At 61.0% G+C, this 18,914-nt stretch carries 38 protein-coding genes; 13 read left to right on the plus strand and 25 right to left on the minus strand.

Annotation, left to right across the window (positions count from 1 at the left end):
• Position 1: 1 nt before the first annotated feature.
• The 25 genes from E5S69_RS31390 to E5S69_RS31505 all read right to left on the minus strand — a co-directional run bounded on the left by E5S69_RS31390 (position 2) and on the right by E5S69_RS31505 (position 12,741).
• Positions 2-838 carry a hypothetical protein gene (locus E5S69_RS31390; RefSeq protein ID WP_171518214.1) on the minus strand — a complete coding sequence of 279 codons (837 nt, stop codon included), beginning with the start codon at positions 836-838 and terminating at the stop codon, positions 2-4.
• Positions 839-891: 53 nt separating this feature from the next.
• Positions 892-1,134: a hypothetical protein gene (locus tag E5S69_RS31395; protein ID WP_171518215.1), complete on the minus strand. Its 243-nt coding sequence runs from the start codon at positions 1,132-1,134 to the stop codon at positions 892-894.
• Entirely contained in the window at positions 1,131-3,188 is a 2,058-nt protein-coding gene (locus E5S69_RS31400; RefSeq protein WP_171518216.1) for a portal protein, read from the minus strand. The genes E5S69_RS31395 and E5S69_RS31400 overlap by 4 nt, the downstream gene beginning before the upstream one ends.
• A complete protein-coding gene (locus tag E5S69_RS31405) occupies positions 3,188-4,459 on the minus strand; it encodes a PBSX family phage terminase large subunit (protein ID WP_216621513.1) in 1,272 nt (423 codons plus the stop codon). The genes E5S69_RS31400 and E5S69_RS31405 overlap by 1 nt, the downstream gene beginning before the upstream one ends.
• On the minus strand, positions 4,456-4,935 hold the full coding sequence (locus E5S69_RS31410; protein WP_171518217.1) for a helix-turn-helix domain-containing protein: 480 nt from the start codon (positions 4,933-4,935) through the stop codon (positions 4,456-4,458). The genes E5S69_RS31405 and E5S69_RS31410 overlap by 4 nt, the downstream gene beginning before the upstream one ends.
• Before the next feature lie 282 nt (positions 4,936-5,217).
• Positions 5,218-5,622: a hypothetical protein gene (locus tag E5S69_RS31415; RefSeq protein ID WP_171518218.1), complete on the minus strand. Its 405-nt coding sequence runs from the start codon at positions 5,620-5,622 to the stop codon at positions 5,218-5,220.
• Complete coding sequence (locus E5S69_RS31420) at positions 5,619-5,825, minus strand: hypothetical protein (RefSeq protein WP_171518219.1); 207 nt, start codon at positions 5,823-5,825, stop codon at positions 5,619-5,621. The genes E5S69_RS31415 and E5S69_RS31420 overlap by 4 nt, the downstream gene beginning before the upstream one ends.
• A gap of 82 nt (positions 5,826-5,907) precedes the next feature.
• Positions 5,908-6,090 (minus strand): hypothetical protein, encoded by a 183-nt coding sequence (locus E5S69_RS31425; RefSeq protein ID WP_171518220.1) that lies wholly within the window; start codon positions 6,088-6,090, stop codon positions 5,908-5,910.
• Complete coding sequence (locus tag E5S69_RS31430; RefSeq protein WP_171518221.1) at positions 6,087-6,383, minus strand: nuclease domain-containing protein; 297 nt, start codon at positions 6,381-6,383, stop codon at positions 6,087-6,089. Before E5S69_RS31430 ends, E5S69_RS31425 begins: the two co-directional genes overlap by 4 nt.
• Positions 6,380-6,781, minus strand: a complete 402-nt coding sequence (locus E5S69_RS31435; RefSeq protein WP_171518222.1) for a recombination protein NinB — start codon at positions 6,779-6,781, stop codon at positions 6,380-6,382. Before E5S69_RS31435 ends, E5S69_RS31430 begins: the two co-directional genes overlap by 4 nt.
• Positions 6,778-6,978 (minus strand): hypothetical protein, encoded by a 201-nt coding sequence (locus E5S69_RS31440; protein WP_171518223.1) that lies wholly within the window; start codon positions 6,976-6,978, stop codon positions 6,778-6,780. The genes E5S69_RS31435 and E5S69_RS31440 overlap by 4 nt, the downstream gene beginning before the upstream one ends.
• Positions 6,979-7,060: 82 nt before the next feature.
• Positions 7,061-7,327 (minus strand): hypothetical protein, encoded by a 267-nt coding sequence (locus tag E5S69_RS31445; RefSeq protein WP_171518224.1) that lies wholly within the window; start codon positions 7,325-7,327, stop codon positions 7,061-7,063.
• Positions 7,324-7,482, minus strand: a complete 159-nt coding sequence (locus tag E5S69_RS31450) for a hypothetical protein (RefSeq protein WP_171518225.1) — start codon at positions 7,480-7,482, stop codon at positions 7,324-7,326. The genes E5S69_RS31445 and E5S69_RS31450 overlap by 4 nt, the downstream gene beginning before the upstream one ends.
• A 9-nt stretch (positions 7,483-7,491) precedes the next feature.
• The gene (locus E5S69_RS31455) at positions 7,492-7,968 is read right to left on the minus strand and encodes a hypothetical protein (RefSeq protein ID WP_171518226.1); all 477 of its coding nucleotides are present in this window, start codon (positions 7,966-7,968) and stop codon (positions 7,492-7,494) included.
• A gap of 14 nt (positions 7,969-7,982) precedes the next feature.
• A complete protein-coding gene (locus tag E5S69_RS31460; RefSeq protein ID WP_171518227.1) occupies positions 7,983-8,297 on the minus strand; it encodes a hypothetical protein in 315 nt (104 codons plus the stop codon).
• 150 nt (positions 8,298-8,447) lie between these two features.
• A complete protein-coding gene (locus E5S69_RS32740) occupies positions 8,448-8,582 on the minus strand; it encodes a hypothetical protein (RefSeq protein ID WP_272871755.1) in 135 nt (44 codons plus the stop codon).
• On the minus strand, positions 8,569-8,772 hold the full coding sequence (locus E5S69_RS31465; RefSeq protein WP_171518228.1) for a hypothetical protein: 204 nt from the start codon (positions 8,770-8,772) through the stop codon (positions 8,569-8,571). Before E5S69_RS31465 ends, E5S69_RS32740 begins: the two co-directional genes overlap by 14 nt.
• Positions 8,769-9,230: a hypothetical protein gene (locus tag E5S69_RS31470; RefSeq protein WP_171518229.1), complete on the minus strand. Its 462-nt coding sequence runs from the start codon at positions 9,228-9,230 to the stop codon at positions 8,769-8,771. Before E5S69_RS31470 ends, E5S69_RS31465 begins: the two co-directional genes overlap by 4 nt.
• The gene (locus E5S69_RS31475; RefSeq protein ID WP_171518230.1) at positions 9,230-9,592 is read right to left on the minus strand and encodes a hypothetical protein; all 363 of its coding nucleotides are present in this window, start codon (positions 9,590-9,592) and stop codon (positions 9,230-9,232) included. Before E5S69_RS31475 ends, E5S69_RS31470 begins: the two co-directional genes overlap by 1 nt.
• A gap of 154 nt (positions 9,593-9,746) precedes the next feature.
• Positions 9,747-10,265, minus strand: a complete 519-nt coding sequence (locus E5S69_RS31480) for a hypothetical protein (RefSeq protein ID WP_171518231.1) — start codon at positions 10,263-10,265, stop codon at positions 9,747-9,749.
• On the minus strand, positions 10,258-11,034 hold the full coding sequence (locus tag E5S69_RS31485) for a YdaU family protein (RefSeq protein WP_171518232.1): 777 nt from the start codon (positions 11,032-11,034) through the stop codon (positions 10,258-10,260). The genes E5S69_RS31480 and E5S69_RS31485 overlap by 8 nt, the downstream gene beginning before the upstream one ends.
• A gap of 54 nt (positions 11,035-11,088) precedes the next feature.
• Positions 11,089-11,592, minus strand: coding sequence for an HNH endonuclease (locus E5S69_RS32215; protein WP_216621514.1), 504 nt, complete (start codon positions 11,590-11,592; stop codon positions 11,089-11,091).
• Positions 11,592-11,897: a hypothetical protein gene (locus tag E5S69_RS31495; protein ID WP_171518233.1), complete on the minus strand. Its 306-nt coding sequence runs from the start codon at positions 11,895-11,897 to the stop codon at positions 11,592-11,594. The genes E5S69_RS32215 and E5S69_RS31495 overlap by 1 nt, the downstream gene beginning before the upstream one ends.
• Complete coding sequence (locus E5S69_RS31500) at positions 11,894-12,262, minus strand: hypothetical protein (RefSeq protein ID WP_171518234.1); 369 nt, start codon at positions 12,260-12,262, stop codon at positions 11,894-11,896. Before E5S69_RS31500 ends, E5S69_RS31495 begins: the two co-directional genes overlap by 4 nt.
• A gap of 128 nt (positions 12,263-12,390) precedes the next feature.
• Positions 12,391-12,741, minus strand: coding sequence for a YdaS family helix-turn-helix protein (locus tag E5S69_RS31505; protein ID WP_336510627.1), 351 nt, complete (start codon positions 12,739-12,741; stop codon positions 12,391-12,393).
• Positions 12,742-12,779: 38 nt separating this feature from the next.
• On the opposite strand from E5S69_RS31505, the gene E5S69_RS31510 reads away from it, so the two are divergent.
• From E5S69_RS31510 to E5S69_RS31570, 13 genes are all read left to right on the plus strand, one after another.
• A complete protein-coding gene (locus tag E5S69_RS31510; protein WP_171518235.1) occupies positions 12,780-13,556 on the plus strand; it encodes a helix-turn-helix transcriptional regulator in 777 nt (258 codons plus the stop codon).
• A 19-nt stretch (positions 13,557-13,575) separates the two neighbouring features.
• A complete protein-coding gene (locus tag E5S69_RS31515) occupies positions 13,576-13,950 on the plus strand; it encodes a hypothetical protein (RefSeq protein WP_171518236.1) in 375 nt (124 codons plus the stop codon).
• A 138-nt stretch (positions 13,951-14,088) separates the two neighbouring features.
• Positions 14,089-14,427, plus strand: coding sequence for a hypothetical protein (locus E5S69_RS31520; protein WP_236901495.1), 339 nt, complete (start codon positions 14,089-14,091; stop codon positions 14,425-14,427).
• Positions 14,424-14,585, plus strand: coding sequence for a hypothetical protein (locus E5S69_RS31525; RefSeq protein WP_171518237.1), 162 nt, complete (start codon positions 14,424-14,426; stop codon positions 14,583-14,585). The genes E5S69_RS31520 and E5S69_RS31525 overlap by 4 nt, the downstream gene beginning before the upstream one ends.
• Positions 14,586-14,598: 13 nt before the next feature.
• Positions 14,599-14,889, plus strand: a complete 291-nt coding sequence (locus E5S69_RS31530; RefSeq protein ID WP_171518238.1) for a hypothetical protein — start codon at positions 14,599-14,601, stop codon at positions 14,887-14,889.
• Entirely contained in the window at positions 14,886-15,092 is a 207-nt protein-coding gene (locus E5S69_RS31535; protein ID WP_171518239.1) for a hypothetical protein, read from the plus strand. The genes E5S69_RS31530 and E5S69_RS31535 overlap by 4 nt, the downstream gene beginning before the upstream one ends.
• The gene (locus E5S69_RS31540) at positions 15,089-15,358 is read left to right on the plus strand and encodes a hypothetical protein (protein ID WP_171518240.1); all 270 of its coding nucleotides are present in this window, start codon (positions 15,089-15,091) and stop codon (positions 15,356-15,358) included. Before E5S69_RS31535 ends, E5S69_RS31540 begins: the two co-directional genes overlap by 4 nt.
• Before the next feature lie 91 nt (positions 15,359-15,449).
• Entirely contained in the window at positions 15,450-15,608 is a 159-nt protein-coding gene (locus tag E5S69_RS31545) for a hypothetical protein (RefSeq protein WP_171518241.1), read from the plus strand.
• Between the two features lie 122 nt (positions 15,609-15,730).
• Complete coding sequence (locus E5S69_RS31550) at positions 15,731-16,393, plus strand: AAA family ATPase (protein ID WP_171518242.1); 663 nt, start codon at positions 15,731-15,733, stop codon at positions 16,391-16,393.
• Positions 16,394-16,406: 13 nt separating this feature from the next.
• Complete coding sequence (locus E5S69_RS31555) at positions 16,407-17,033, plus strand: hypothetical protein (protein WP_171518243.1); 627 nt, start codon at positions 16,407-16,409, stop codon at positions 17,031-17,033.
• A 40-nt stretch (positions 17,034-17,073) separates the two neighbouring features.
• A complete protein-coding gene (locus E5S69_RS31560) occupies positions 17,074-17,586 on the plus strand; it encodes a siphovirus Gp157 family protein (RefSeq protein WP_171518244.1) in 513 nt (170 codons plus the stop codon).
• Between the two features lie 63 nt (positions 17,587-17,649).
• Positions 17,650-18,366 (plus strand): hypothetical protein, encoded by a 717-nt coding sequence (locus E5S69_RS31565; RefSeq protein WP_171518245.1) that lies wholly within the window; start codon positions 17,650-17,652, stop codon positions 18,364-18,366.
• The gene (locus E5S69_RS31570) at positions 18,357-18,821 is read left to right on the plus strand and encodes an HNH endonuclease (RefSeq protein WP_171518246.1); all 465 of its coding nucleotides are present in this window, start codon (positions 18,357-18,359) and stop codon (positions 18,819-18,821) included. The genes E5S69_RS31565 and E5S69_RS31570 overlap by 10 nt, the downstream gene beginning before the upstream one ends.
• Positions 18,822-18,914 lie beyond the last annotated feature (93 nt).

Below are 18,914 nucleotides of genomic sequence, written 5' to 3' on the forward strand. Positions count from 1 at the left end.
CCTATCGGGCAGAGCCCATTACGCGGTTGACTTCCTTCTGGAAGTCTTCATCCGACATGGTTTGCATGCGGCGCGTCATCTCCGCCTGCGGGTCGGTGGGAGCGGGTTGAACCGCCCCACCAGAACCCGGCACGGACATGGCGCGCTTCTCGGTCTGTTGCTTGGCAAGCGCCTGGGCCGCCTTCTCGGCAGCCGCGGCGGCGCGGGATTGCGCAAACTGGAGCTTGACCTCCGTCAGCGCGCGGACTGCCTCAACAGGGTCGTTCCCCTTGGATGGCAGCGCTTCGAACGCCTGGAAGGCGGCATCCCACATCTCCTTGTCGCTGGCTTGCAGCGTCGGAAGGTCAGGGTGCGCTCCGAGCACGACACGATTCCAGGTATCCGCCTGATTCGATTGCGCCTGCTCCTGCTCGACATGCGGGGCCGCCACGGCGTACCTAATCGCTTGTTCGAGTTCAGGGTTGTCGCGCAGGGCCTGGGGCTTGGCAGCCTCAAACTCAACGCGGCGGCGGTCTTCGTCCTGCTTCTTGAGCCGCGCATTCAGTTCGTGTGCCCAACGCTGCGTGTCTTTCAACGCTTTCTCTTGGGCCTCGTACTTCTTGCGCAGATCCTCCAGCGGGTCAGGTTCAGCGGGCTTTTGCTCGGGTTCGGCCGGCGTCGCCTCAGGCGTTTCCGCCTTGGCAAAGCGCCCTGCCTCGTCGCGCAGTTGTTCGGGGGTAGTCGGCTGCTCCGGCTCCTTGGGCACTTCCGCGCTCGGGATCGGTTGGCCGGCCTCCAGCGCCGCCGCGGCTTCCTGGTACAACTCGTCGTAACTCTTTTCTTGCGTAGCTTCAGACATTCAACGCTCCACGGGTCGGCTTGCGCCGATAGTCCAAGAATTGCCGGGGCCGATCACTCGGCTAGTCCAGCGGTTAGCCCATCCTGCTCAGAGCGGAGCAATGAGGGCAGGTCAATCACATCCCGAAGCTGCTTGATGCGACCTCGGGTCTCGGGGTTGTCTTGCGCGATCAGTTGCGTGATCAGGTCCGACTCGCGCGCCTTGAGTTCAGCCACAAGGCCGGGCCAGCAAGCGCGCATGGAGTCGATCAGCGACGAGATATGGGCGATGCGTGCCTTGACGTCGTCCTCAGTCATTCATTGCCCTCAGAAGCGGAAAACCCCGCACTAGGCGGGGTTTCTGGGTACTCGGGGGCTGGCATTGCTGGCGGTTCGCCTGGCGCAGATCCGGGATAGATGTCGGGCGAGTCCAGCACCTGCACGCCGAATTGCGCCGCCACCGCCTTGACCGTCTCGGGGCCAAAGGACGGCATCAGCAGCTTCAGGCGCTCCGTCTCCGCCTTGTAGCGATCGATCAGGCGCTGTTCCGCCTCGCCGTCGCGGTCGGCGTCCATCTTGTTGTACTCGTCGCCCAGCGTCTGCAACTGGGCCTCCAACTGCTGGATGTGCTGCTGCATCTGCGCAGCCTGGGCCTTCGGATCGCCCTCTTCCTTGCGGATCGGGCTTTCCTTGCCGATCTCCATGGCGTCCCACACCTGCGACAGCAGTTCGCGCGGGTCCACAAGCTGCGCCGTGACCGGGCTGCTCATGACCATGCCCATGAAGTTTTGCAGCTTCTGCGTCAGCACTTCTTTCTGCACGAAGGTCTGCGCGCCGGTCGCCTTCCAGTTCATGAAGGACGTCTTGCCGAACTGCTTCACCTGCGCCCAGGCTTGCGCAATCTTGTCGCCGTGCAGCATGCGGACGGTTTCGACGTCCAGATACTTCAGATCCCAGTCGATGATGGCCTCAACGGCACACTCGATCCACTGCGAGTCGATGTGCTGCAAGACCTCCTTCGTCGGCAGGCTCGATGCGTTCATGATCATCGAGATGCCGGTGGCGGTCTTGTTCAGGTTGCTGGCGTCGTTGCCCTGCGTGTACTTCGTGATGCCGGTGTCGTTGTCGGAGAAGTCCTCGGACACCTTGATCACGTCCAGCCAGCCGTTCGTGATGTCGGGCTCGACGTGCTCCTGAATGGCGGTCTTGCGCTCGTCCGGCGTCAAGCCCGGGCGGAACTGGTACACCTTGCCGGGATACTTGACGAAATCCTCGGTCGGCATGAACTTGGAGCGGTCCACGGACTTGGTACCCAGCAGCGCCATGCCCTTGCCTTCCATGAACAGGCGGAAGGCGGCGTTGACGGTCTTCTGGTGCGGCGAGTTATTCTCAGCCACGCCCACGCCCCACATCTCATTGGCCACGGCCTCATAGACCGAGCGGTAAGCGGGGCGCTTCTTGTACGGCGACTCGGACTTTTTGACCACCACGCCACCGGCCATAATGATGACGGCGTCAACGAACTCTTCGGTCAACTCGACCGCGGTAGGCGTTTCGCCACTCAACTGGCTCTTCGGAACAAGGCCAAAGTAGCGAGCCACCTTGATCCGGCCGCCCTTGTTCCAGTACGAGATGTTGCCGCGCATCTGCTCGGCCTGGTCCGTACCGGTCTCATCGCGCTGGGTGGTCGTGCACTTCAGCGCGTCGGTGATGTTCTGGTAGCTCGGGTCTTTCGCCCAGGCTGCCACGGTATGCGGCGACAGGTGCGAGACCCAGAACAGGCCGCCGCCGTCCTGCGCATCCTTCGCATCAGGGTCCGGGTACACGTCCAGCGTGTTGCCCATCTCGAAGTACGGCAGATCGAACTCGAATTCCTGCTCAACCAGTTGGCCGACCTCATCCACGCTGGTCTGGGTCAGCTTGTCCTTCTTGACGAACGGGCCGAACAGGAAGCCGGTGCCGTAGGTCGCCAGCATGTCCACGCCGCCTTGGATCGTCTCCTTGAACTTGCCGCGGCGCAACTGCTCGGTGATGATTTCCTCGACCGCATCAGCGAACGGGGCCAGCGCCTCGTTTGTCGGCTCGGTGTCGAACGGCATCTGGCCGTTGCCGAACAGCGCATCATTGATCTTTGCGCGCGACGACCGGACCTTGTTGCGGGTCGAACCGATGAACAGCGATTTGGCCTTGCGGGCCTTCGCTGCGCCAGTGCCGACCGTGTCACCGTCGCGCGAGATGCGCATGACGTCCTGATAGCACTCCAGCATCTTGACCTCTTGCGGCTGGCGCGACTGCTCCCAGTCCTTGAGGCGCCCGGTAAGCCAGATAGCCAGCGGCTCGGCGTAGGCTGTCGATGCTGTGTTTTCGTCCATCAGAAATAGAGCCCGTCCTGGTCAGACTGGTTAGCAGTGATCGGCGCGGAGTTCGCCCAATCCTCGTTACTGAAATGCTCGGCGTTCACCGCCACATAGCGCAGGTTGTCCGCGCCGTGGCTCCATTCGTCGTGCAGCGGCCCCATGGGCTCCTGCGTCTGCTGATTGATCGCACGCCGATACCGCTTGGCGCACTGAATCAGCCGCTCGCACTTGGTCTTGTCGAAGTACATGCGGGGGAAGGTCATCCGGGTCATCCGGATACCATCTTCCACGCTCATGTTTGGCGTAATCGCCACGTCCCAGCCGAGCGCGCGCATGATTTCCTCGGCGCTCTTGCCGGTCTTGAAGTCCTTGTTGCGCCCATCGTGCGGCAGATAGACCTTGCCCCAGTTCAGGTTTCGTTTCTTCAGCTCGGCCGAATAGTGATCCAGCGTCTTGTGCGAGTCCTCGATGTACTCGATCACCCGCAGGTCAGCCACGCCGCGCTGCACTAGGCTGATGGCCATCGCGTCATTCCACCCCAAGTCGAAGATGACATGCACCTTCAGCAGCGGGTCATACGGCACATTCGTGATGCGCTTTGCCTCTTCCGCCGCCGCAACCTCGTCGTAGTAGATCGCACCCGACACAGCCGGCTTGCACTTGCCGAGCCAGATGTTGTCGTAGTCCTTCGGCGCCGTAGCCTGGCAGTGCAGGCGCTCGGCTTCCAGTTCGGCGCTGAACCACGGGTTGTCGTGGTAATTCATCAGCACGACCTTGCACCGCGGCGGCGGGTTCACGATGAACCGCTGATACGTCTCGTCCGTCTCTAGTTCAGGGTTGAACGAGAGCCAGATTTCCGAGCCCGGCTTGCGGATGGTCGGGATCAGCACGTCCCACGACTTCTTGCTGATCGCGTGCGCTTCCTCGCACCATGCGCGGTCCAAGCCCTCGTACGACTTGATCGAGTCCACCGTGTGCGACGACAGGCCGGCGAACAGGAATTCCGTCCCGTTCTTGCCACGAATGACTGTCTCCAGCACCTCATAGAACCCGCTCAGGCCCAGCGACTGGATCTGGTCGGCCAGCAGCTTGTGCACAGAGTCCTTGATGGACTTCTGCACCTCGCGGAAGCAGCCAATGCGCAAAGGCTTCTCGGCGCCTTGGATCAGCAGCGCGCGGGCGAATCCCCACGACTTGCCCGACCCACGGCCACCCATCGCGCCCTTGTAGCGCAGATCCGTATCGAACAGATGCGCCAGAGCGACGGGAAACTGCGCGTCAATCATTCCGGCTTGACGAACGTGACCTTGATGCCCGCGAACAGGTTTTCGCCATCCTTGCCGGTCAATTCCTGCTGCACCTTGTCGCGCCACTTCTCTGGCTGACGGTTGCGCAGCCACAGTGAGGCGGCCGGCGTGTCAGGCGGGTAATGCTCGGTGTAGTCCTCATGCACCACAGCACCGTTGACCGTCATGATCTTGACGGCAGGGTGCGAGTAGCCCAGCGCGCGCTTGAACAGGCTTTCGGCCACTTGGGCGTCAGCCATCATCTTGCCTCGTGTGATGGACTGTAAAAACTCGGGTTGCGCATCCTTCCAGTTGTAGATGGTCTTCTCGACCACCCCGAAGAAGTCAGCCAACTCCTTGTCCGTCGCACCCAGCAGGCACAGCTTGTATGCCTGCTCGGCGTATTGCTCCTGATAGAGCGTTTCGCGCCCGCCAGGCTTACCCTCTGACGCGGCGGCTTTCTTGTCGCGCGCCATATGGTTCCTATTTGTGTTGTGTCAATCCAATCCTGGGTGCACCCGGTAGCGGCTGGAGTGGATGGATGCCGGGGGAGCGGACCGCTGGGTGCACTCAGGATGGGACTGCGTAAATAAAAACGCCCCGCCGGTTAGGGCGAGGCGCGAATGCCGGTGAAGGCAACGGGAGACAAGCGATGAAGCAACTGCGGGAGAAACGACAAAGCCCGCGCCTGATTTCTCAGGGCGCGGGCTCTCTGCGGGTATCTTAGAACAGACTTTCGCGGTTTACAAGCCCTTTCTTCACGCCGCCAGCTCCGCCTTGATCATCCCCCTCGAACGTAGGGCAGGAAGCAATGCCAGCTTCGCCGCCTGATACTCCCGGTGCTGGTCCTCGACCCGGTTGGAGCGCCACACTGCCGGCCCGGTCTTGTTGCACATGCTGATCTGGATGGCTGCCCGCTGCTCGACCGTCAGGCTGTCAATGCAAAGCTGGATGATCTCGGATTGGAGGTCTTCCAGCTTTGTCTCGTCAGCCTCGTACTGGTCATTCTCAGCGGCCCAGGCATCGCCCGACCGGTACTGCTTGCACGTCTGGTCCTGAGCCGGGTACCACATGCCGCGGACTTCCCGGAAGGATTCCCGCTGCTGCCAGGCGTACCAGGTCAGAAGCAGATCTTCGATTTGTGCTGACTCGTCTTGCGTCATTCCCCGCCCCCGATGAGTTTCACATCATCAATCACGCGCACATCCTCTGCGGGAATGTCGATCACACCGGCCTGCGAGTCGGCCCATTCTTGGGCCTCGCGCTCATAGCGCCCATACGCCTGACGTCTGCGCTCATCGGCAATGCGTCGCGCCTCGGCAGCATGAGCAGCAGCCGTTGCGATACCTATGAAAGCTCCGATCATTCCTCCCTCCCCTTATCCCGTTTCCGTTTCCCGCCACCCCACACGATGCGCAGCGCAATGTCCCACCAGTAGTACCAGGGCATCACTTCACCGCCACGCAGACGAACCGCGCCTCTTTGGCTGAGCCGCCAACCAACTCTTTGCTCTTGTTACCAGCCGCGGCACAAGACGCATCTGTCGTGAAGCCCGTAATGTTGGAAATCGTCACGCTGTCGCCCTTGGCCAGCATGCCGGCGTAGATGTACAGAACCAAGACCCATGTCATATCAACCCCTCCCTCGCAAGAATCCTGATCGAGCGGATATGCCCGGTCAGCCAGTCCAAATCGACCTCTTCCTTCGTCATCCCTGCCGGCCGGGGCCGCTGACCGTCATAGACCGCATCGCAGGCAGTGCAGGCATAGGCGCCGCAGATGTCGTCCGACTTGATCGCGCCACCCTTGCCGCCTGCCTCGCCGCGGTAGTGGCTCCAGATGGTCGTCGCCGGGTCGAAGGTGCAGACGCCTGGAATGCGCACCTGGCACTCCTTGTCGCGGGCGCTCTTGCGGATCCTGCTCATGCCGCCTGCCCCCACGCCGGCACCGGCTCCGACCACTGCACGCCCTTGTCGGCCCCGAAGGCAAACATCACCTCCAGCAGATCTGAGAACTCGCGCTTGCCCATCTTGCTGGTCGACTGGCCGCACACCACGAAGCCGCCATTCAGCCCCGGCACGACCTTCTGAGCCTTCAGCGCGGCCGAGAACACGTCCTTCCATTCCTCCGGGGTCAGGCGCTGTCCATACCAGTCCACCTGGCGCGACACGTCCGTCAGCATGGGCCACAACTTGGCGTTCTGCTCCAGCGTGCGCGTCGGCTCGGCCACGGTAACGATCCAGCCATCCGGAGCGTTCGTGATCGCCAGTTGTGCGCCGGCTCTGGCTTGACGGTGGACCAAGCGGTAGATCTGTTTGCTCATACCGCCCCCGCATCCGGAACGCTCAGGTTGTCGGGCCACTCAATGGTGTAGTGCGTCCACCACTGGGCGCTGGAGAACTCCTGCCTCACGCTGAACGTACCGCCATTGGCCGCCGCCACTTCGCACCATTTCCGTACAAGGTCATTCTCCGGTCGGTTGAACATGACCCTGCTGTTCGTCACTCGCTTCTCGCTCATCGCGCGATCCTCACCCGATTCCACGGACATTCGTCCGTCCGGTGCTGGTCACTGCTGCAGTGCATGCATCGGATCCATGGGCTCATGATTGTTCCTTGAGTGCGCGAATGGCGTCGGCGCAGGCTTCTGCGTTGAACATTGCCGCATCATCCGAGCCGCTGAAAAACATACTCCTTTCGTCGCAAATCCCCGCCGCCTCTTCCAGCGCAGCCGCGCGCGATGCTTGCCAGGCTTCCCAATAGCGATGAAGGGCGCCGGGATCGTAAGAGCACACTCCATGCTTCTCATCCCGATACCCTCGCTTCGACCCCACCAGCCACGCCTCAAACCCTTCCCTTTGCTTGCTCATTTCGCATCCTTCGTATAGGCCGGCACATTGCTCGCCAGCGTGAACAGCGGCGGTTGCACTCGGGCTGCGCGCTCGGCTGCTAGGCGCGTTGCCTGATCGGGCCGATATTCCCTGTAGGCGGGGCTGGGGCACACGGTTCTCTTGGTCTTGGTCATGCTGGCCCCCTAGACTTGGTGCGTACCCTCGACACCTCGGCGCATACGGGCGATGGTGCGCTGCTGCAGCCAGTGCTGGGCTTCCTCGATCTTCGTCAGCGCCAGTGCATTCTCGCGACAGGCAAACGGGCCAGCCTGGAACGAGCGCAAGCGATCGGCAACGATGGCCAGCAGCACTTCCTGCGTGATGCCATTGACGCCCACCTCGGGGATCGGGCCGTTTTGGAATAGCACCGTCACGGTGTCCACCCTGTCCAGGCGATCCTGATACGCCATCGTCAGTTCGCTGTGACGTGCCGAGCCGGCGAAGTATTCCTTAGCCTGCTGCCACATCCTGTGCAGCTTTCCGCCGCTGGGATTGGCGCCCAATTTCATGCCGCTGATCTCGTAGCGGTGATTCGCGCCGCCAGCGCCCGGTTCGTCCGTGACCGCGATGGTCAGTTTGTCGTTTGCCGGATTGATGACGTGATCGTTGATGGTTCGCATAGATTTCTCCTTGGTTAGCTAACGTCCTGCACCTTCACACCCCACCGACCGCGCGTGTCTTTCGCCCAGCCGTGGATCTCCAATTTCCAGCCAGCCTGCCGCACTGCCGGCGTGTTCTCGTGGTCTGCGATCTTCCGGGCCCGAGAACTCATGTTGCTGCGGCTCGTGGTCTGCACGCCCAGCGTCTCGCCCTCCTTCACTGCTAGCAGGTCGATAAAGCCGAACAGGTCTTGCCTGATCCTTGCGTGCGGGTTCCACTTCTCGACCACGGCCACCAGATAGCCGCGGCCTTCCAGATACTCCTTGCTGCGTGCCGTCGGGCTGCTCATGCACCGCCCCACGTTTGCACCCACCGCAACCCGCGCTGCAGCGTCTTCACCGCCCATCCGGCTATGGCAAGCGGCAGGAGGAGCAGGCCGGCGAGTGCCCAGACGATGCAAAGACCGATGGCGCTCAGTAGAATCACGATCCTGTACATGTCAGATCCCCGCAATGTTGGGCAGCACGTCGCTGCGCATGGTTTGCTCGAACGCCAGCTTCCAGTAATCCGGCTCGGGGTGATGCCAGAACACAAGCGACAGCCAGCCGGCGATCATTTGGTTAGCCCAGTACATGTGATTCCTCCACGGTTTTCCAAACATCGCCCTTCATTGGTGCGATTGCCATGCCGATCAGTAGTCCGGATGCGTGTCGGAACTGCCTGCCATCCCACTGGGCCATGAACTCGATCTGGCGGGATTCGTCGCTGTAGCGCACGAGTCCGACCGTCTGCGGCGGCTGGGTGAGGGGTCGCCATTCGCTCATGCCGCTTTCCTCCAGTACTCGCGCTCAACCAAGCGGGTAGCCTTGTCAGCCTCCCCAACCGTGCTCATGCGGAGCTGCTGGCCCCACAGTTCCAGCGCCAGGCGGACTGCGTTCAGCCCTTCGCCGTCCAGAACGAGGCGGCCGGTTGCCTTGTACCGGGCCTCTGCGCGCTTCATGCCGACCTCAGCTTCAGCGATAGTGGGCAGCGCTTCCGCGCCAATCCCATGCTGAGCAAGGGTCCAGGCGTGATTGATGCCTCGCGCTACGCTGTTCCATTCGTCCGGCGTGGCCGTGCCCTTGCGCATCTCTTCCAGACCGGACAGAACCGCCGTTTCCAGTGGCGCTGCCTCGGCATCGGTGATCGGGCTGGCCTTGACATGCGCCATGGTCCTGGCGACGATCAGCTTTGCCATCTTGTTGGGGTCGTGCCGTTTGCGCGGCTTCTTGTTGCCAGCCATTACGCCCACTCCCCGCGCAGCTCGTGCCGGAAGGTCGGCAGCGCAATATCAGCCAGCTTCATGCCCCACGCTTGCAGCAGGCCGGTGAAGTCGACCGGATCCGCAGCGACGCCGTTCTTAACGCGCGCCAGTTCCTTCCGGATCGCGGTCATGTCCGATGGGTGATAGGCGACGCTGTGCCCACCCACACCGCCGACCGTCTCGACGCGCTCGACCATCTTCAGCACATGCAACGCCAACAGGGTCTGCACCACATGCGAAGCGGCAGCGTGGTGCTTTGCCGCGAATGCCTTGCAGCGGATCGGCTCCCCGGTCAGGAGTTGTTCCAACACCCTCTGTTTGATTGGTTGCTTTACCGTCATTTCGCCCTCTCCTTCGCCTCTTCCGCCGTCTTGTACGGCCCGCCTACTACCTTGTCCTCGCGCCACAGCATGTAAGTCGCGGCCCCTTGCACATACGCCTTGGTGATCGTCCAAGGGCCGGAGCGGATGGCGTACCGGGTAATGGCGCGCCAGGTCACGCTTTCCTCGCGTATGCCTCGTCCAGTCGCCTCAGCGCCGCTATCTCATCGCCTCCGGCGTGGCCTACAGCCGCAGCGATCAGCGCGCACAAGCCGGGGAGTCCGTCGCTAACCTCCATGGCGCCAGCGCGTTTCGCGCGACTCTTGGCGATAGCGTCTCGGCTGCGCTGCACGTACTCCGATCGCAAGGTGGCGCTCATCTCGATCTGAGGCACGTTCTGCGGCGGATTCCATTTGCGCGGCGCTGCAGCCTTGCACGCCTCGCGGAACTCAGGCAGCGTCGGCGGCCAGGTCTTGTTCCTCTCTGTCACCTTCGCCAGCGCTGCCATTACGACGCCGCGATCGAACTCCCGCAGGCCGTTCAACCAGACAGAGCGGGCAGTTGCCACCCCCATGTCCTCACCGTTGGCATCCACCTGGCCAATCCGGTAGGCGTCCAGCACCTTGTTGCCGTACATCCCGTGCAGCAGCATGAACAGTCGCTTGACCTGCACTTCGTCCATTTGGTCAGACATCGATCACCTCCCTCTGCGGCAGATCCGGGAAACCGAAGATCGCAGCCGCAGCGGCACTCCGGTCGTTACGTGGGCCGGCAGGCTGAGCGCGCGCCGACTTCAACGGGAACAGCCCAAGCCAGCCATTCAGGGTCGATTGCTCGAGCACAGCCCTTGGGTCGTTGCCTAGGGCGCGCAGTTCGTCCAGCTTGGTGACAGCCAGGCGCATCGCCGCTTCCGTGAGCGGCTTGCGCTGGCCTTTGCGCATGGCGGCAAAGTCTTCCCACGCATCAGCGGGAATCCAATCCGGCAAGGCGAAAGACGGCTTGGCCGGCTTTTGCGCCTTTGTTGTTTGTTCTTCTTTATGGTTACTGGTTACTGGATACTGGATAGCTTTCGTTTGGGTTATGTTTTGGGTATCCGAAACCGAACCCACTGGGTTACCCACTGGGTTTTCTGTCGTCTGCTTACGCGGGCGGCCACCCGACTTTCCATTCATCCGATTCTTCTCTGCCTGCTCCCGATAGGCGACGATCTGGTCTTCGATCTTCGACTGGAACAGCTTCCCGTCTACCGCCTCAAAGAACTCTCCCGCGACCTTGTGCACCGCCTGGCGCTCGAGATCCGAGAAGGCGCCGGCAATACGGCACAGCGCATCAAGTTCGGCCGGGAGCGGCTTCTCGGTGGCGTAGTAGTAGTCGATAAGATCGTTGTACGCACCACGCTCGGTCAGGCTCAGGTGCCTGGTCGAGCTAGCGAAGTCGCCAACGTTCTTGCTGAAATACTTCATGTCGCTTCCGTCTTGGGATTCGTCTCGCATACCCAAACAAAACCCACTGGGTTATTACGCATGTCGGCCACGGAGAAATTCCTCCATGGTTTTTCGGCCCTTCGCCCGGTTGCACGGATCGCAGAGCGCCTGGAGGTTCTCCTCTTCGCAGGAGCCGCCGCGCACAACCGGCACGACGTGATCGACAACAAGATCCTCCGTCACGCCACAAGCAGCGCAGGAGGCGCCCTCAAGAATTCGGCGACGCACTTCTCTCCCAAGACTCTTGCGGGTGGCGCTAACAGAGCAGAAGCCATTCAGCATCAGGACGCCATCGTGGTCTCGCAGCCAGTCAACATCACGTAGGGCTTCGGCGAACCCGGAGACGTGGAGGAAGCTATTGACCGTGCGAAGGTCAGCCTTGAGCTTTCCGTACTTGCCGTACTGCTTAAACCAGCCAGCAAGCCGGTAGAGATGGAACACAACGGTCTCCGACTCGAGATCTACGGCTTTAGCGATGCGCCAGACTTTCGGCAGATTGTCGAGTCCGCTGCGCAGCTTGATCCATTCGGCGGCCATTACAGCGAGCTCCACTCATCCGCTAGGCGGAGCAGCTTGGCCCAGCGGCCCGAGCCGGTCTTGGCTTCGCCGGCTTCTACGAGCACGCCCTTGGTAACGAGAGAATTGCAGCGCCCGCAGATGCCTGATTCCTTCCTCGCTAGCGCGATAGACAGGCGCTCGCGGGTCACAGAGAACCGCTTGCCCGTGTTGCGCTCCATGTCGGCCATCAGGTCGACAATCTCTTGCTCGCGTGCTTGGAGGTAGGCCTTCACCGGCAGAGAGCGGTAGGCGTACAGGGATGTTTCAGCGACTGCCGTTCTCATGCTGCGGACCTCATGGCTTCGATCTGCGATTCCAGCTCGCGGATGCGGCGCTGCTCCGGCGTCTCGACCACCGACCGGAAACCGCAGATGCTGTCTTCGTACTGGCGGATCGCCCAGTTGCCGCACAGGGCCTGGAACTTGATGCGGAAGTCGAACGGCAGATACTTCTTGCCGCTCAGGATGTTGGAGAGGTGCGACTTCGGCATGCCGAGGATTGCAGCGGCATCGCTCAGGCTGTAACGCACGCGGCGTTTCGCCCAGCAAAGAACCGTTGCATCCGCCTCGTTGCGCAGGCGAGCAATGAATTGCTCAGCAACCATTTCCGGCTCTCCGACGACTTCGAAAAACGGCATTTCGCGTTGCATCTGTTCGCTCCCCTACACAAGTTCCACCTGTTCTCGGTGGTGTTCCACGTGCTAATTCGTCACAAAAAAACGATGATCTAGTCATCGCCACTTCTTACCGCCCCCTCGCTGGGGGCGACCTTATGAAATCAAGCCTTCTTGCTCTTCCGCTTCTTGCTCAGCGCAACCTTGGGCTGCACGTCGTCAATCGCCTGAACCTTTTCCACTGCGTCAACCAATTCCGGCCAGACTCGTTCAACCACTTCTTGACTGAACATTTCCTTGCGCGTGACAAGACCGTTTGTTGCGTCCTCGATCGCTCGGCCAAACGGAATCGGAACCGGACGTTCGCCACTCGCCCATCGACTAAGATCAGGGGCGTGTGCGTTGATGGCTTTAGCTAGGGCTGCAAGCCGTCCGCGCTTTCCGGATAGGTATGTTTTGAGATCCATGGCTTGACTATAGCGAATCGCTAAAAGAAAGGCAATAGCGATTCGCACATTTATTTGTTTAGCGCTTTGCTATGGAATGGCGCCCCATGAAGACCATTGACGAGATACGGCGCCTCAACTTGATTGAGGCCATAAAGCGGGCGGGAACGGCAACACGACTGGCGGAAACTGCTGGTTTATCAGCGGCTTACCTTAGCCAGATCAAGAACAAGCAGCCTGAGAGCAAGACCGGGAAGCCGAAGAGCTTGGGGGATGAGGCCGCCAGGAAGATCGAGCGCGCCATTGGCGAAACGCGTGGTTGGATGGATGTTGACCACGCAACCCAGCCTGGGGCGAAAGTCAAGCTATCGATCGGCTCAGATCAGACTGAAACGAAACTTAATGGGCCGTCTGAAACATCCACTTACAATGTCCAGCGGCTGCCTACCACAAGCATCCCGGTAGGCAGTGCCCCGGCGCGTCCTGTGTACGTCGTGGGGCGGGCCAATGGTGGCCTTCCTGAGAGGATCTGGACCGACGGCGGTTACCTTGTGGGCGCAACAGAAGAGTACGCAGTGTTGGCGACGGATGATCCGTACGCCTTCCTTACCCCGGTCATCGGCACATCGATGGCCCCCGTCTACAACCCTGGTGACTTCGCCTTTGTGGAGCCAGGCACAGAAGTCGACCTAGGGGATGATGTCCTCGTAAGGCTGGCAACCGGCGAAACGATGCTAAAGCGCCTACTGGTCCGGCGCGGAGAAGGGGTTCAACTTGGATCGTATGGCGAGCCAGGAACGCTGTTCTTCAAGCCGGAGGAAATCACGTGGATCTACTACGTGGCCCACCCGGTAAGGCGCAAGAAGATCAAGTCGAGGTTCTAGAGAGAGGGAGGTTTGTCCCATGAAGGCAGTTCCTGCGCTTGCCATTGCCGCGCTTACTTTGGCTGGCTGCGCCATCTCACCAGAGGCGGCGAGGCAACTAAGCAGTTTCGAAATTTGCGACAAGATGGCGTCGCCATTCACACCCGCATCAAGCGTATCCGTAGGGATCAAGGAGCTGGCCGAGCGCGGAGAGAACTGCTCGCAGTTTGCCGACATATACGCGGCCCGGCAAAGCGCTAGAAGCGCCAATAGCGCCTCCAGCGCAGCCATGATGGGGGCCGGCGTGGCTATCATGAACCAGTCCCGACCGGTCTACGCGCCGCCGCCGCAGACCATCGTCATTGAGCAGCAAGCGCCGCCTCAGCCGGTTCGGTTCACGCGCCCATATCCATAAGCAATTCTCGCCTCACACAGCCCACCCTTCGCGGTGGGCTTTTTGTTGTTCGCTCGCCACGCGCCCATCTCATCGCTAGAAAAATAATTTAGCGATTCGCACGCATTTAGCTTGCCTTGGCTTTAGCGATTCGCTACTATGCATTCCATCAACGCACCGCCCGGTGCAAACAACAGATGGGAGCAGCGAATGCAAGGTCAACAGTTCACGGTAAGCGGCACCAGCGACTACCCGGTCTGCGATTGCTGCGGAAAAACCAACCTGACCCGCGCCGTCATGGTCAAGAACGAGTTCGCGGAAGAGTTCAACGTCGGTGTCATCTGCGCCTCGAAGCTGCTGCGCCAGGTCTACCAAGGCAAGAAGCTGAAGGTGTCCGCCGCCGCAGTTATCTCCATCGGCAAGGCCGCCCGCGCCAGCAAGGAATGGCAAGCCCGCAACGGCTACGGCGCCCACAGCTTCCGACTGGTGGCGGCGTGACCCGCGTAATCGACATGAAGGCGGCGCGCAAGAAGCTGGAGCGCGCTGCTTACAGCCGGCTTGTGCTGGGCATCTTCGACAACCTGAACGCCGAAGAACGGCGCGAACGGAAAGCGCAAGAGCAGCAAGTCCGGGCCAAGGCTAAGAAGCGAATCTAACAGGGAGCAGGCAATGCAAACCATCGAGATCAAGGGCCACATCTACGGCAGGCGCAACTGGAACGACGAGCTGGAATTCACCTTCTTCGATTTCGAACCGAACGGCGACTGGTTCCCGGTATGCGAACACAAGATCGCCACCGAGATTCCGGCCGGCTTCGATCCGACCCTAGCGCAGATCGCCGCCCTAGAAGGGCAACGCGAGAAGCTGCGCGCTGAGTTCACCAAGCGACTCACCGAGATCAACGAGCGCATCCAGTCGTTGCAAGCCATCGAGTACTCCCCGGCGCAGGAGGCAGCGTGACCCGCGCGCAGGAGCAAGCAATCGCCCGTGTGTGCGCGAAGGAGTGCATGCAGCGGGAACTGGTGGAGGCGCTGAAGGATTGCGCGGGAATGCTGGAGGCGGCCTGCATGATCATCCGGGACAACGACGCGCGAGCGATGGCAAAGGAATCGGTGGCCATTGCGCGTCACGTCCTCGCCAGAGCCAAGGAGCAATCAGCATGAAAACGCTAGACATCGAGATCGACGGTATCGCCCTCAAGGTGACCGGCGTCTTCCACAAGGGCTACGGACCGTCATGGTCCGACCCCGGCGAGCGCGACAGCTTCGAGGTGTACGCGCTGACCGATAGCGGCGTGGACGTGCTGCACCTGCACGACGAGGACGAGATCGAAGCCCTGGCGCTCGAAGTGTGCGGTGCTGACGACGAGTACGACCGCGACTATGCGGCGGACATGCGGCGCGAGGATGCGCGACTGGGGATGCGATGAGCTACTTGGCTGCCATGTACTTCATCGGCGCGCTGGCTGTGATCGTTATCGGCGCGATTCGTATGCATGACCAAATGTGGAGGGATGAGGAATGATCGACAAGAACACCGACCTGCGCCAGTACGAGCCGCAAGGCGACTGGCTCTCGCGACTCGACGCCAAGTATCCAGTGGCCACCACCGCATTCATGACCATCTTCATTCTGCTGGCGATGGGCCTGGCTGGATGGGCTGACGCGCCGGTGGCGTGACATGGGCGCGCTCATGTGGTGGGCGCAATGCGGCGAGCAAGAGCAATACGAGCTGCAGGAAGCAATCGACTGGTACGAGGCTCGCCGCGACCAGTTCAACCAATCAAACGAGGAATCAGACCATGAGCATCGCATGCATGATCATCGGGGAGAGTGGAACGGGCAAGAGCACCAGCCTGCGCAACCTGGACCCGAACAACACACTGCTGATCCAGGCAGTGAAGAAGCCCCTCCCCTTCCGCTCCACTAACTGGAAGCCGGTCGTGAAGGGCCAGGGCGGCTCGGTCTACGTGACCGACAACAGCGCGCACATCGTTGCCGCCATGCAGCGCACAGACAAGGAAATCATCGTGATCGATGACTTCCAGTACTGCCTTGCAAACGAGTTCATGCGCCGGGTGACGGACAACGAGCAAGGTAATAGCGCCTTCGCCAAGTACAACGAAATCGCCCGCCATGCGTGGGACGTCTTGATGGCGGCTAGTTCGCTGCCGGATCACAAGCGCGTCTACATCCTAAGCCACACCAGCACCGATGACTTCGGCAAAACGAAGATCAAGACCATCGGGAAGCTGCTGGACGAAAAGATTGTCATGGAAGGCCTTGTGACCATCGTCCTACGCACTGGCGTGGTCAACGGCGAATACACGTTCAGCACCAAGAACAACGGCCAAGACACGGTGAAATCGCCGCTTGGCCTCTTCGAATCCGACCACATCGAGAACGACCTCGCCATGGTGGATGCGGCGATTGCCGCTTACTACGACCTCAAGCAAGCAGCCTGAAAGGAAATCAGACATGTACACCCTCGACAAGCAATCCGCCATGCAAGCCGACAAGACCAGCAACTGGCTGTCGGAGACTGGAAAGTATGTCGGCAAGATCCTCTGCGCCGAAGACATCAAGGCCGCCACCGGCACCCGCGGCGTTGCCCTGACGCTGCAGTCCAACGATGGCCGCGAGACGCGCCAGTTCGTCTACACCGTGAAGGCTGACGGCGAAAAGCTCTCTGGCTATGACCTGCTGATGGCGCTGATGACTTGCCTGAAGCTGCGCGACATCAAGCCGGCTGCCGGCCAGGTGAAGCGCTGGGACCGCGAGAGCAAGCAGGAATACACCGAGCAGGCAACCGTCTTCCCGGAATTGGCCGGCAAGCCCATCGGCTTCCTGCTGCAGAAGACCGAGGAAGAAAGCCGCAAGAATCCGGGCCAGACGGCATGGACGGCCAAGCTGGTTGGCGTGTTCGAGGCCGGCACGGAACTGATGGCTGCGGAGATTCTGACGGGCAAAACGAAGCCGGAACAACTCGCTGCGCGTGTCGCGCTGCTGGCCGATCGTCCGCTGAAGAATCGCAAGGCTGCGCCGGCCCAGCAGGAATACGGCGGCGGCAACAGCGACTTCGCAGACGAAAGCATCCCGTTCTAACGAACACGCGCCGGGCCTAGCGCCCGGCTAAGGAGACATCATGACCGCACTGAGCCTGTACTCCCTCTCCGACGAGGTAGAGCGCCTGCTGAGCAGCGAAGACGCATTCGACGCCGAGACTGGCGAACTGTCACCCGATCTGGTTGCCGCGCTGGATGCGACGAAGGACAAGGCCGCTAATGTTTGCGCATACATCCTGAATCGAGATGCTGAGATCGTAGCTATCGAGGCCCATGAGGCGAAGATCGCAGCGCACAAGGCGGTAATCGTGCGCAAGCAAGAGCGTCTGCGCGAATACCTCGCCATGAACATGAAGCGCACCGGCATTACCGAGATCTCCGCCAACGATGGCACGTTCAAGGCCAAGCTCTACATAGAGCGCGATGCGTCGGTTGAGATCTACGACGAAAAGCAGATCCCGGCGCAATTCATGACCACGCCGAAGCCGCCCGAGCCCAAGCCGAGCAAGGCGGAAATCGGCAAGGCACTCAAGGCCGGCACGGACGTTCCTGGCGCCCGGATCGTGAAGCGCGACCGTCTGACGATCAGCTAACGACTGCGTTTCCGCGACGCTCTACCACCCGGCAGGCGGCGCGGCTTTTTATTCGAGGATGAGATGAGCGAGCAACTGAAGCCATGCCCGTTTTGCGGACACAATGAGATTGACCCTGCCGAGTGGATGCAGGCTGACGGCCTTACTGGCCCAGCATGTCCGAAGTGCAATGCCATGGCAGATAGCGTTGAGGCCTGGAACCGCCGCGCAGCCCACAGTGAGCATGCGCGCCATATGGTGGCGGGCGCAGCGGCTGGGGCGATGACGGAGAAGAAGCAGAAAGACCTGCATAGCCACATGATGACAGTGGCCTGCCGGACATGGGATGAAACGCCTTCGACATCCATCAAGGGGCACTTGCGCGCCGTGGTGAAGGCGATTGCAGCCGAGCCGAAGATTCGCGCCGCCCTGCTCGCCGCCCAGCCCGCAGCGCCCGCCGCCATTTCCGCTCTGCGCAGGCTGGAGAACGCGAACGACGCTCTGTGCAGACTGCGCACGCAGGAGCAATACCTGTCCATGATGGATGGCGGCCAACAGCCGGCACTCGAAGAATTGGACGAGGCCCGCAGGCAAGCGCGCGATGTGTTGAGTGGCGCGGCTCCGGCCCAGCCCGCAGCGGATGCGCAGAAGTGCGCCGCCGCATTGGCGCGGACCGACTGGTCCGGTGTCAGCATCGGCGGTAAGGCGCTGATTGCGAAGGCTGTGCAGCTTCTGGAATCGACACCCGCAGAGCCTGCGCACGCTGACCGGCAAGAGCCGAAGGATGCGCCATGCCAATGACCATCCTGACCGCAAAGGGCGAGGCGATCCTGGTTGACGACGAGGACTACGCAGCTCTGTCGATGCATCGCTGGAGCCTCTGTTACAAAGGGTATCCGCGCAGATCCGTTGCTAAGGATGGCAAGCGGAGATACATAGCGATGCACCGGCAGGTCCTCGGGCTGAAGCCAGGCGACGGATATATGGTCGATCACATCAACGGGAACCCCCTTGATTGCAGGAAAGAGAATCTTCGGCTGTGCACGTTGCATCAAAACAATTTCAACGTGAAGAAGCCGAAGACGAATACCAGCGGATTCAAAGGTGTTCATCGCTACAAAGGCAAGTGGTGCGCGAAGATCCAGTTCCACCGCAAGACAAAGCATCTTGGCTACTTTGATGATCCGGCGCTAGGGCACGAACTGTACTGCTTGGCCGCTGACCTACTATTCGGGGAGTTTGCTCGCTATGACTGACAAGGAAAATACGAACGACCGGCAGGGTGTGGCGCTGTCGGATGAGGAAATCGAGCGCACCTTCTATCCGAGCGGCAGTGCAACGCCGAATCA

The organism is Cupriavidus necator (assembly GCF_013141915.1).
GTDB lineage: Bacteria > Pseudomonadota > Gammaproteobacteria > Burkholderiales > Burkholderiaceae > Cupriavidus > Cupriavidus necator_B.

Coding starts and splice junctions, on each gene's coding strand:
- E5S69_RS31390 (WP_171518214.1), bottom strand. CDS start 838: ATGTCTGAAGCTACGCAAGAAAAGAGTTACGACGAGTTGTACCAGGAA.
- E5S69_RS32740 (WP_272871755.1), bottom strand. CDS start 8,582: ATGTACTGGGCTAACCAAATGATCGCCGGCTGGCTGTCGCTTGTGTTC.
- E5S69_RS31425 (WP_171518220.1), bottom strand. CDS start 6,090: ATGACATGGGTCTTGGTTCTGTACATCTACGCCGGCATGCTGGCCAAG.
- E5S69_RS31400 (WP_171518216.1), bottom strand. CDS start 3,188: ATGGACGAAAACACAGCATCGACAGCCTACGCCGAGCCGCTGGCTATC.
- E5S69_RS31485 (WP_171518232.1), bottom strand. CDS start 11,034: ATGAAGTATTTCAGCAAGAACGTTGGCGACTTCGCTAGCTCGACCAGG.
- E5S69_RS31455 (WP_171518226.1), bottom strand. CDS start 7,968: ATGCGAACCATCAACGATCACGTCATCAATCCGGCAAACGACAAACTG.
- E5S69_RS32215 (WP_216621514.1), bottom strand. CDS start 11,592: ATGGCCGCCGAATGGATCAAGCTGCGCAGCGGACTCGACAATCTGCCG.
- E5S69_RS31415 (WP_171518218.1), bottom strand. CDS start 5,622: ATGACGCAAGACGAGTCAGCACAAATCGAAGATCTGCTTCTGACCTGG.
- E5S69_RS31450 (WP_171518225.1), bottom strand. CDS start 7,482: ATGACCAAGACCAAGAGAACCGTGTGCCCCAGCCCCGCCTACAGGGAA.
- E5S69_RS31515 (WP_171518236.1), top strand. CDS start 13,576: ATGAAGGCAGTTCCTGCGCTTGCCATTGCCGCGCTTACTTTGGCTGGC.
- E5S69_RS31495 (WP_171518233.1), bottom strand. CDS start 11,897: ATGAGAACGGCAGTCGCTGAAACATCCCTGTACGCCTACCGCTCTCTG.
- E5S69_RS31430 (WP_171518221.1), bottom strand. CDS start 6,383: ATGAGCAGGATCCGCAAGAGCGCCCGCGACAAGGAGTGCCAGGTGCGC.
- E5S69_RS31540 (WP_171518240.1), top strand. CDS start 15,089: ATGAAAACGCTAGACATCGAGATCGACGGTATCGCCCTCAAGGTGACC.
- E5S69_RS31435 (WP_171518222.1), bottom strand. CDS start 6,781: ATGAGCAAACAGATCTACCGCTTGGTCCACCGTCAAGCCAGAGCCGGC.
- E5S69_RS31440 (WP_171518223.1), bottom strand. CDS start 6,978: ATGAGCGAGAAGCGAGTGACGAACAGCAGGGTCATGTTCAACCGACCG.
- E5S69_RS31460 (WP_171518227.1), bottom strand. CDS start 8,297: ATGAGCAGCCCGACGGCACGCAGCAAGGAGTATCTGGAAGGCCGCGGC.
- E5S69_RS31475 (WP_171518230.1), bottom strand. CDS start 9,592: ATGACGGTAAAGCAACCAATCAAACAGAGGGTGTTGGAACAACTCCTG.
- E5S69_RS31500 (WP_171518234.1), bottom strand. CDS start 12,262: ATGCAACGCGAAATGCCGTTTTTCGAAGTCGTCGGAGAGCCGGAAATG.
- E5S69_RS31445 (WP_171518224.1), bottom strand. CDS start 7,327: ATGAGCAAGCAAAGGGAAGGGTTTGAGGCGTGGCTGGTGGGGTCGAAG.
- E5S69_RS31465 (WP_171518228.1), bottom strand. CDS start 8,772: ATGAGCGAATGGCGACCCCTCACCCAGCCGCCGCAGACGGTCGGACTC.
- E5S69_RS31550 (WP_171518242.1), top strand. CDS start 15,731: ATGAGCATCGCATGCATGATCATCGGGGAGAGTGGAACGGGCAAGAGC.
- E5S69_RS31410 (WP_171518217.1), bottom strand. CDS start 4,935: ATGGCGCGCGACAAGAAAGCCGCCGCGTCAGAGGGTAAGCCTGGCGGG.
- E5S69_RS31510 (WP_171518235.1), top strand. CDS start 12,780: ATGAAGACCATTGACGAGATACGGCGCCTCAACTTGATTGAGGCCATA.
- E5S69_RS31555 (WP_171518243.1), top strand. CDS start 16,407: ATGTACACCCTCGACAAGCAATCCGCCATGCAAGCCGACAAGACCAGC.
- E5S69_RS31520 (WP_236901495.1), top strand. CDS start 14,089: ATGCATTCCATCAACGCACCGCCCGGTGCAAACAACAGATGGGAGCAG.
- E5S69_RS31560 (WP_171518244.1), top strand. CDS start 17,074: ATGACCGCACTGAGCCTGTACTCCCTCTCCGACGAGGTAGAGCGCCTG.
- E5S69_RS31530 (WP_171518238.1), top strand. CDS start 14,599: ATGCAAACCATCGAGATCAAGGGCCACATCTACGGCAGGCGCAACTGG.
- E5S69_RS31570 (WP_171518246.1), top strand. CDS start 18,357: ATGCCAATGACCATCCTGACCGCAAAGGGCGAGGCGATCCTGGTTGAC.
- E5S69_RS31395 (WP_171518215.1), bottom strand. CDS start 1,134: ATGACTGAGGACGACGTCAAGGCACGCATCGCCCATATCTCGTCGCTG.
- E5S69_RS31470 (WP_171518229.1), bottom strand. CDS start 9,230: ATGGCTGGCAACAAGAAGCCGCGCAAACGGCACGACCCCAACAAGATG.
- E5S69_RS31545 (WP_171518241.1), top strand. CDS start 15,450: ATGATCGACAAGAACACCGACCTGCGCCAGTACGAGCCGCAAGGCGAC.
- E5S69_RS31480 (WP_171518231.1), bottom strand. CDS start 10,265: ATGTCTGACCAAATGGACGAAGTGCAGGTCAAGCGACTGTTCATGCTG.
- E5S69_RS31565 (WP_171518245.1), top strand. CDS start 17,650: ATGAGCGAGCAACTGAAGCCATGCCCGTTTTGCGGACACAATGAGATT.
- E5S69_RS31420 (WP_171518219.1), bottom strand. CDS start 5,825: ATGATCGGAGCTTTCATAGGTATCGCAACGGCTGCTGCTCATGCTGCC.
- E5S69_RS31405 (WP_216621513.1), bottom strand. CDS start 4,459: ATGATTGACGCGCAGTTTCCCGTCGCTCTGGCGCATCTGTTCGATACG.